Annotated in this window: 8 protein-coding genes; 2 read left to right on the top strand and 6 right to left on the bottom strand. The window is 41.7% G+C overall.

Annotated elements, in window-relative coordinates; translation table 11 throughout:
- A partial coding sequence (locus tag E4T79_RS06875) for a transposase (protein ID WP_194183800.1) occupies nucleotides 1–278 on the top strand: 278 nt, incomplete at its 5' end.
- Nucleotides 279–395: 117 nt separating this feature from the next.
- On the opposite strand, the gene greA is transcribed toward E4T79_RS06875, so the two are convergent.
- The 6 genes from greA to E4T79_RS06845 form a co-directional block, all read right to left on the bottom strand.
- Nucleotides 396–878, bottom strand: coding sequence for a transcription elongation factor GreA (greA, locus tag E4T79_RS06870; protein WP_135028909.1), 483 nt, complete (start codon nucleotides 876–878; stop codon nucleotides 396–398).
- A gap of 87 nt (nucleotides 879–965) precedes the next feature.
- Nucleotides 966–2,405: an endolytic transglycosylase MltG gene (mltG, locus tag E4T79_RS06865; RefSeq protein WP_135028907.1), complete on the bottom strand. Its 1,440-nt coding sequence runs from the start codon at nucleotides 2,403–2,405 to the stop codon at nucleotides 966–968.
- A gap of 72 nt (nucleotides 2,406–2,477) precedes the next feature.
- Nucleotides 2,478–2,963 carry a GNAT family N-acetyltransferase gene (locus tag E4T79_RS06860; RefSeq protein ID WP_135028905.1) on the bottom strand — a complete coding sequence of 162 codons (486 nt, stop codon included), beginning with the start codon at nucleotides 2,961–2,963 and terminating at the stop codon, nucleotides 2,478–2,480.
- Nucleotides 2,964–3,170: 207 nt separating this feature from the next.
- Nucleotides 3,171–4,502 carry a UDP-N-acetylmuramate--L-alanine ligase gene (murC, locus tag E4T79_RS06855; protein WP_135028903.1) on the bottom strand — a complete coding sequence of 444 codons (1,332 nt, stop codon included), beginning with the start codon at nucleotides 4,500–4,502 and terminating at the stop codon, nucleotides 3,171–3,173.
- On the bottom strand, nucleotides 4,499–5,167 hold the full coding sequence (locus tag E4T79_RS06850; protein WP_228063810.1) for a hypothetical protein: 669 nt from the start codon (nucleotides 5,165–5,167) through the stop codon (nucleotides 4,499–4,501). Before E4T79_RS06850 ends, murC begins: the two co-directional genes overlap by 4 nt.
- A gap of 92 nt (nucleotides 5,168–5,259) precedes the next feature.
- Nucleotides 5,260–8,349 carry a DEAD/DEAH box helicase gene (locus E4T79_RS06845; RefSeq protein ID WP_135028899.1) on the bottom strand — a complete coding sequence of 1,030 codons (3,090 nt, stop codon included), beginning with the start codon at nucleotides 8,347–8,349 and terminating at the stop codon, nucleotides 5,260–5,262.
- A 426-nt stretch (nucleotides 8,350–8,775) separates the two neighbouring features.
- On the opposite strand from E4T79_RS06845, the gene E4T79_RS06840 reads away from it, so the two are divergent.
- Nucleotides 8,776–9,057, top strand: coding sequence for a hypothetical protein (locus tag E4T79_RS06840; protein WP_135028897.1), 282 nt, complete (start codon nucleotides 8,776–8,778; stop codon nucleotides 9,055–9,057).
- Nucleotides 9,058–9,239: the final 182 nt, after the last annotated feature.

The following is a 9,239-nucleotide window of genomic DNA, read 5'->3' as shown; positions in this document are numbered from 1 at the left end:
ACAGTATGACGAGCGCCTTTTTTACCAAATGGTTTGATAAACAGCTCTTACCCTCTTTGTCAGAGCCACATCTTATTGTGATGGATAATGCCAGCTTCCATCCTAAAGCGAAATTGGATAAGCTTGCTATAGCCAAGGGACATTATTTTCTTCCATTACCTCCCTATTCTCCTGAACTTAACCCGATTGAACAATATTGGGCTAATCTCAAAAACAAGGTTCGGAATCTACTCAGAGCTGGAAAGTCTGTATATGAAAGTTTAGAATACTGTTTATAAACTAAACGACTATACTAAAAGCCTATAATGTATCAATATATTGGTACATCATTTTACAAAAATAAAAGCAGGATACATCCGCACCCTCTCTTTTATCGTTCTATCTGTCAAGTTGCCTTATTTTGTTTTTTCAACAGTTAAAATCTTCACATCATAGCTCCCAACAGGGGTCTGAACAGTGACAACGTCTCCTGTTTTCTTGCCAATGAGAGCTTGTCCAATCGGGCTTTCATTTGAAACCTTATTGGCGAACGCATCTGCACCTGCTGCTCCTACAATCATATAGACTTCTTCGTCTGTCTCGCCTACTTCTTGGATTGTTACAGTTTTACCAATCGCCACTTCATCTGCTGCTACTGCATCGCTATTGACAATCTCTGCATAGCGGATCTTGGTTTCAATCATAGAGATTTGACCTTCAACAAAGGCTTGCTCATCTTTTGCTGCTTCGTACTCTGAATTCTCTGATAAGTCTCCGTAAGAGCGAGCAATCTTGATGCGCTCAATAATTTCAGGGCGACGAACGAGCTTTAACTCTTCTAATTCTTTTTCCAATTTTTCCTTTTCTTCAATCGTCATTGGATATGTTTTTTCAGCCATCTTCTTTTTCTTCTTCCTTTTCCTTTACATTCTGTAATGAAAACAAAATTATGCGGAAAACCACATAATTTTATCCGAGCGGTTGCTCTAATTATTTAGTTTACTATTGACATATTTTTCAACGTTTTGATTGTGCTCTTCACCTGTTGTAGCGAAGTAAACAGCGCCTGTCGTTACATCTGCTACAAAATAATAATGATTCGTTTTGTTGGGAGCAAAAGTTGCTTCAATCGCAGAATAACTTGGGCTATCTACTGGACCAGGCATCAAACCAGTATTCACATAGATATTATAAGGGGAATCAATAGTGGTGTCAATCGTTGTATCTTCTTTCAGGGTCGTCTTTTCCCCTAGCTTATCCATTGCATACAAAATCGCAATATTCGATTGAAGTGGCATGCCAATATTTAAGCGATTAAAAAATACACTAGCGATGTTGCGTCGATCTTCATCCGTTGCTCCCTCTTTCTCAACGAGTGATGCCACGGTCAATAGTTGGTTAACATCAAGACCCTTAGCTGCTAACTGATCGTAGTAAGGCTGGAGACGATCATCCATGGCTGCGATCATGTGTTCAATCAACTCTTCCATGCTTGTATCTGTCGAATAGTCATAGGTCGCTGGGAACAGATATCCCTCCAAGCGATATCTGACACCGCTATTTGAAGCAGGCAAACTTGCCAATAATTTTGGATAGGTCGCCACCATTCGATTGATAAACTCTTCATTTTGAATGGTTTCAAGAAAGGCTTCTTCGGTGAATGGCGTTTTATCTTCCTTATCAGACGTATGAACATTATCTGTGAGTGCTTGAGCGATTTGCTTGATTGTATATCCCTCTATAATCAACACTTTTCCTGCAATTGGCTCCTGCGCTACCGCAGTTCCGCTCTCTTGCAGAGCTTTGGCCAACTGATCCACAGACATGGACTGACTTAAATTGTAGAACCCACTTTTAAAGTTGTTATAGCTTTTTAGTTTTGAATAATAATTGAAAACCATTGCATTTTTAATCAGCTGGTGTTCTTCCAGAATCTGAGCAATCTCCTTTGTAGAAGAACCCTCGGGAATCTCTAGTTGAACCATTTCCGTTGCCCGCGCATCTACTGGCTCTAGACTTGATTTGAGATAGAAGCAAACGGCAATTCCCGTAAGCACCAACAAGAGGATAACAGCTGTCATCACAAATTTCACAATTCGTTTAGCCACAGTATCCTGCGCTTTCCGATTTCGGTCCCGTCTTCGTTTCATATCAGGTTGAGTATCCTCAGAATTTCTACTAGTGTCAGGTGAGATAAGCGTATCTTCCAATAATTCTTTGTCTTTGCTAACAGCTTCTGTCAATGATGGGCGATAAAGAGCCACTGTATCTGCTAGGTCCTCTTCCATCCATTGGTACTCTGAAGTATCAGCAAGAAAATCAGCTCTTTCTGAAACAGATGTTCCTTTGTTCTCTTCTAATTTGCGTAAGATTTTATCTCGGAAACTAGAAGATTGCACATCCTTTTCACGTGCATCTTTTGTCACTAGAAAGCTCCTTTCAAACAGTTACAAGCCATTATATCTTAAAAGCGCTACAAAATCAAGCAGGCTATTACATCATGGACATTTCCAGTACATATCGTACCACAGTTTGCCGCCAAACTGGGATTCAGAAATGCCCAACTCTTCAAATTGATACATCCCGTAGTAAGACAACAGATAGTCTTTACACGTTAAACTAATTCCACGATAATCTCCTTGGACGGCAAGCTCCTTGATAGCTGCTAGTAACAAGGTGCCCACACCTTGTCCCTTGTAAACCTCTGCCACCGAAAGGCTAACAATGGCCAAGTACGGCAACGAACCCACCATTGGCTCAAGTCGTCCAAATAAGTCGTCCGTTACGGTTGCCCGTCCGGTCGGAAGTGTCAAGATGTAGCCTGCTATTTTTCCCTCATCTTCCATGACTAGGCAGGTCTTGCACTCGTGTTCTAGATAAAAGCTTAGAACGTCTTTTGCAATCTGTTCTTCTGGACTAAAATTAGCCCTTTCAATCGTATGAATCTCTTCCAGATCCTCGGGCCTTGTATACCTAATCTGCATGGTCTCCTCTTTCTACTACACACCTATTCCATATAGGAAATATTGTTTATTCTTCGGTAGGGTTGAATCATGTCGTCAAAAAACAAGGGCGTCATCTCAACGTTTCTATTATCTTCGCTTCTCTAACAATCTGATCTGCTAGATACGTCAAATCATCCCTGCTATAAAACGTGATGAAGCCGGCACGATTGTCCCAGCCTCTGTTCCCTATTGAACATTATGAGATAGATTGGAGAGTAGATGTTCAAATGAATACTCGTATGACTGAATATCTCCTGCTCCCATGAAGACATAGACTGCATGGTCATGATCGAGCAATGGGGAGGTATTTTCAAGCGATATAATTCCAGCTTTTTTGGTGATTTTAGCCGCCAAATCCTCAACTTTGACCTGACCATTATCTGTCTCGCGGGCTGAACCATAAATCGGGGCTAGATAAACCGCATCTGCCTCGCTCAAGGCAAGGGCAAATTCGTCCAGTAAGGCAATGGTTCGCGTAAAGGTATGCGGTTGGAAGATAGCCACGATTTCTTTACTTGGGTATTTTTGACGAGCCGCATCAATGGTTGCAATAATTTCAGTTGGATGATGCGCAAAGTCGTCAATAATCACCGTACCATTGATAATCTTTTCCGTAAAGCGACGTTTCACTCCTCCAAAGGTTTTGAGGTGTTCTGCTACCAACTTCAAATCAAATTCCGCAACAAACAAATTCGCAATAACAGCTGTCGCATTCAGGACATTGTGACGACCAAAGGTCGGAATTTGGAACTGACCTAATTCCCGCCCAGCATGGCGGACTTTAAATTGCGATCCCGTCGTTGATGGCTGCAAATCATAGGCTACAAAGTCATTGTCTTCGCCAAAGCCGTAATAGTAAATCGGTGCAGTTGCTGTAATACGGCGCAGTTGCTCATCTTCACCATAAACAAACAAGCCCTTTTGCACTTGCTTGGCATAATCATCAAAGGCATGAAAGACGTCTTCTACACTGGTAAAGTAATCGGGATGGTCAAAATCAATATTGGTAATGATACTGTATTCTGGGTGGTAGGGCATGAAATGACGTTCGTATTCATCTGATTCAAATACAAAATACTGGGCATTTTCTGAACCACGCCCTGTCCCGTCCCCAATCAAGTAGCTGGTATCCGTAATGTTACGCATGACGTGTGCTAAAAGACCTGTTGTTGACGTTTTTCCGTGTGCTCCTGCCACTCCAAAACTTGTAAAGTCACGCATGAATTGACCGAGAAACTCGTGGTAGCGTTTATAAGAGAAACCATTAGCATCTGCATAGGCAATCTCTATATTGTTATCTGGGCGAAAAGCATTTCCTGCTATCAATTCGACATCAGCAGTAATGTTTGCTTTACTAAATGGTAAAATTTCAATCCCTGCTTGCTCAAGACCACGCTGAGTAAAATAGTATTTCTCAACGTCACTTCCTTGAACCTTGTGTCCCATTTGATGCAACATTAAAGCCAAGGCACTCATTCCTGAACCCTTTATCCCAATAAAATGATAGGTTTTTGTCATTCCAATTCCTCTTCCATATGTGTTAGATTTAATTCTTGTGCTAGGCGACGCTCGCGTTGAACCTTGCGTTCGGGGTAATTGTAGACCTGACTTTTCTTCAAAAAGTCGTAGGAATTTTTCTTGACTGGCACCTCTTGTTCCCGATCTTCTTTTTGCAAAGAATAGACCGTTGGCATATCTGCCAAGATATACTCTGTCTGCTGTAGTCGATTAGCCAAGGCAGTCAAGTGAGATACTGGCGGTTTGACCAAAGGAGCCGTTATCGGCTGCTTTTCTGGTAGGATATGGCGTTTTTTTTCTGGATGTAAATAAGAGGCCGAACGCTTCTTCTTCAAATCTTCACGCGCTGTTTCGCGCGCCAACTGCCCTTGCGTCTTGGCTTGTGGTGCAACTGTTCCTTGAGAAGTTGGCTTGTGGTAGCGATCTCTTCGAGAATAAGGACTTGGAGTTGCTTCAAAAAGCGGTGGCAACAAAGCTTCTTCTGTTCCACGTTCTTCTCTGCTATATTGGGAAGTAACTTGACTAGCTCCTTCTTGTCCAAATTCCCTGTCCTGATAAGGTCCTTTGATATTACTAATCAAGTCACCCTCATCGTATAATCTCATTTCAGGATTTTCTCCCACTATTAACTCATCATCAGCTACTAGGGGAAATCTTGTCTGCATTCTCACCATACGCTCTTCCTTTCAAACGACTATTATATCATACCTTACGTGCTTTGACTATCTTTTTCCTTTTGTCTAGTACGAAAGGACTCTTAGATTCCCAAAATTTCCCGAATATCTTCGACTGTCATGCTAGCACGACTTTCATTGCCATCAAGAACAGTCGTCACCAAATGCTTCTTGCTTTCTTGCAAGGCTTGGATCTTTTCTTCAATAGTCCCACGGGTAATCAGACGGTAGCATTCGACTTTCTCTGTTTGCCCCATGCGGTGCGCACGACTAATGGCCTGGGCTTCTACGGCTGGATTCCACCATAGATCAACCAGAATCACGCTGTCTGCCCCTGTTAAATTGAGCCCTACACCACCTGCTTTCAAAGAGATAAGAAAGCAATCCTTGCTCCCTGCATTAAAGGCAGTTGTCATTGTTTGACGGAGATTGGCTGGGGTCGAACCTGTCAATTTATAGCTCGTAATCCCTAGCGCCTCTAACTCTCCCTCAATCATGTCTAACATGGTGCTGAATTGGGAGAAAATCAAGGTACGGTGATTGCCCTCTTTGAGTTGAACCAAGAGCTGTCTCAGACTCTCTACCTTACCACTGTCTCCCTTATAATCTGATATAAAGAGGCCTGGGGTGTCGCAAATTTGGCGGAGACGAGTAATGCCTGCCAAAATTTCCATTTTCTTGCGTTGAATCTCCACTTCGCTTGCAGCCATAATGGTGGACTGCATTTGCTTCAACTGAGCCAAGTAGACCACTTTCTGCTCATCAGTCAATTCATTTAAGACATTGATTTCTAGGAGATCTGGCAATTCCAGAAGTACATCTTCTTTTTTCCTACGAAGGACAAAGGGTTTGATGATACGCGCGACTTCTTGGGCTGACAATTTGGCAAATTTTGTTTTCTTAGGCAATAACCCTGGTAGCACAATTTGGAAGATAGACCACAATTCTGATAGTTGATTTTCAATCGGCGTACCGGAAAGGGCAAAGCAATTTCCTACCTCAAACTCTCTCAAAAGCTGGGCAATCTTGCTCTGGGCATTTTTCATGACCTGGGCTTCGTCCAAAATCAAGTAATCATAACGATTCTGCTGATACATCTCAACATCCTGCCTGAAAGAATGGTAGCTAGTAATGATAATCTGATGTCCTGCACGAATCTGCTCCGCCCGCCTTTCCTTATTCCCATAGGCCACTGCCACATCCAAGTCGGGTGCAAAAGTCTGGCACTCACTCTGCCAATTATAAATCAAGCTCGACGGGGCTAAAATCAAGACCTTTGCATCGGCTCTCAGATGACTACTTAAAAAAGCAATGGTCTGTAAGGTCTTTCCTAATCCCATATCATCGGCTAAAATACCACCGAAACCATGATGATCTAGCATAGATAGCCATTTCACACCTAAGCGCTGATAGTCCCGCAATTCAGCTGTCAGTTGTAATGCAGGTAATTCAAAGGATTCTGGATGCGCCAAATCATAAACCATTTGTTGAAAATCCTTAGAAAAATGAACCGCATCTTTTCCAGCCCAAGTCTGGGCTAATTGGTAAGAGCTTAAGCTATCAAGTGATAGGTGTCCTGCTGATTGATATCGAGCACGCAAACTCTGCAAGGTCTGACTCAAACGCCTTGTTTCCTCATCAAAGACCAAGACCTTTCCTGTCTGACTGGTAAAATGCGTTGCTTCCTCCAATAAGGCAGTTGCTGCTTGTTCAATTTCTTCCTCGGCAATCCCTGTAAAATCAAAGGATATATCAAGCAGGGAGCCTCTCGTTTCCACCCTGATTGTCGGCTGCGTATCAACTATCATTTCTTCTAATTCACTCGATAACACCACCTGACCTAGGGCGCGAAATGTCGGTAGGGTCTGACTGAAAAAACCATACCATTCTGCAGGCTGAAGCCTTGGATGCCGAGCAATAAAGTCTCCTTGAAACCCTGCTTTTTGTATGACTTTCTCTACCTGCGCCAAATGTTGGAAATGATAAGAAAAGGGTAAGAGATTTAAAGCCTCTTTACTCGTCACCTGTCTATGGTCAAAGTCCAAGGTTAAGCGCAGCTCCATCTCACCCCCAGCTTGCAATGAAAAATCAAATTGAGGTCGAAAATCTTGAATGATAAAACGCTTGGGAGCCTTTATATTTCCGACCCGCTGTAACTCTAACAAACTTAGAGCCAAACGTTCTTGATCCTGAAAATCAAATTGGATCGTTTTCTCTCCAGCTTCATTTGGAATCAGTGCCTTGAGCATCGTTAGAATTTGCTCTTGTTTCCTGTCTAAATAGTATAGGCGATTGTCCACTAATAGATAACGCCCTTTGAACAGTTCCCGAAAAGGCTGTTCGTGAATCCGCAACTCAATCATGTATTGGTGGACCACCACTTCAAAGAAATAGCAGTCAGCATGAGCATCAAATGGCAGCACTTGCAAGTCTGTATAAGTATTCATATCGTATTGAAACTCAAAAGACTCCAGTTGTTTCAAAACATCCAACCCCTCTTCAACATTAGAGAGTGGCAGACGTAGATGGCGCCCATAGTGAACCAATATCTCCAAGTTCTCCACTTTCTTGCTAGGAAGTAAGCGCCACAAAAAGGTCACTAGGTCTTGACTAGCTGCATCAAACTGCTCAAAGGTAATCTTTTCATAGTATTGCTTCCCAATCTGATAGTAGCCTCCCTTTTTCAAGGTCTGCAAGAAAGCACCAATATCACGGATAATATAGGCTCTTGGTTCAGCACCACGCTGGATCTTCAAGGTCCAATCAATATTGTGGTCAAAGAGCATTATCTGCCCTTCAACTGCTAGATGATACTGAATGCCGACTTCTTGCATCCCCTCTAACAGATCATCTAGAAACAGTCCGCCAAAATAAGTTCTGCGGATCGTTTCTTCGTGCTCTTCTTTATCAGCAGACAGTTGTTCTTCCAGGAGCTTTCCCTCAGCATCATTTTTCAAAAAATATTCAGTCGCAGCCAGATGCTTACAGTAGCCCTTTTGGGGAAAAACATCACAGCTACAAGACAACTTCGTTTCTTCTAAAGAAAAGCAAAAATCCTCTTCTTCAATCTTAAAAAAGAGCTGTCTAGCTTCTAACTGTTTAAACGCTACTTGTCCTCTTTCATAGAGCAGAATTCCCTCTTGACGAATCCACCCTGGCATCAATCGACCCATATATACTCCTTTATGCTATCTCTTCATTATAGCATAGATTGAGCAATAATGCTTCTGCTCTTACCGTCATTTTTACAGAAAAGAAAGACTGCCCTACCATTTCTCTAAAAAAGATTACTGACGAAGCCTGTAGAAACACTCATGGATAGTTTGAAGTAGAAACTATGGTCATTGCTGGAATCATCTGAAAAAGTCATTGATTAGAATAAGGCAGCAAACAAATAGCATTGGCATAAAAGAGCCCAGCTATCTATTAACTTAGAAAAACGATTTCAAAAAAGACTTGTATTGAATAGGGTATTGTGTTATCCTATAGTAAAATGGGTATTTTCCAAAACTTGTAATATAGATTGTTCGAAAGAAGTCCTTGACGAGTAGGCTCTTTAGACGGTAATGGCAATATTATTTCTAAATAGATGGAGAGAGATGATGTTTAAAACAGCTACATTATTTGAATTTGAGTTTCAGTACCATGCAGAAATGGCATGTTTTTGTGATGAAGAGAGGGGAAGAGTCACTTTTCTTTCAAAGAATTATGATGAAATCCATTTGACGATTGAACTGGAGAATGGACACTTGGTATTTCATCCCAGATGGAATGTGAAGATTAAAACCGTTCAGGGAACGAGTAAAAAATATGTGATTGATATCAATTTCCCAGACGAAGAGATGAACCTTGATGATTGTCCCATGGTTACGGAAAATTAGAAAGCATGAGAAAGGCACACCTTTAAAAGATGTGCCTTTTGATGATGATATAGCCGTTTGGTTTATTTTTAGTACTAGGCAAGGAGTCGCAGGTAGTTGAAATAGTTGATAACTATTTCAAGTGACAGATAAGAAAAGTGTAACTTTTCTCAATGGTACAGCAAGACGAGTGAACGAAGTAA

The organism is Streptococcus sp. LYSM12 (genome assembly GCF_004569635.1).
Taxonomy (GTDB): domain Bacteria; phylum Bacillota; class Bacilli; order Lactobacillales; family Streptococcaceae; genus Streptococcus.
This window is presented reverse-complemented; position numbering and strand designations above follow the sequence as displayed.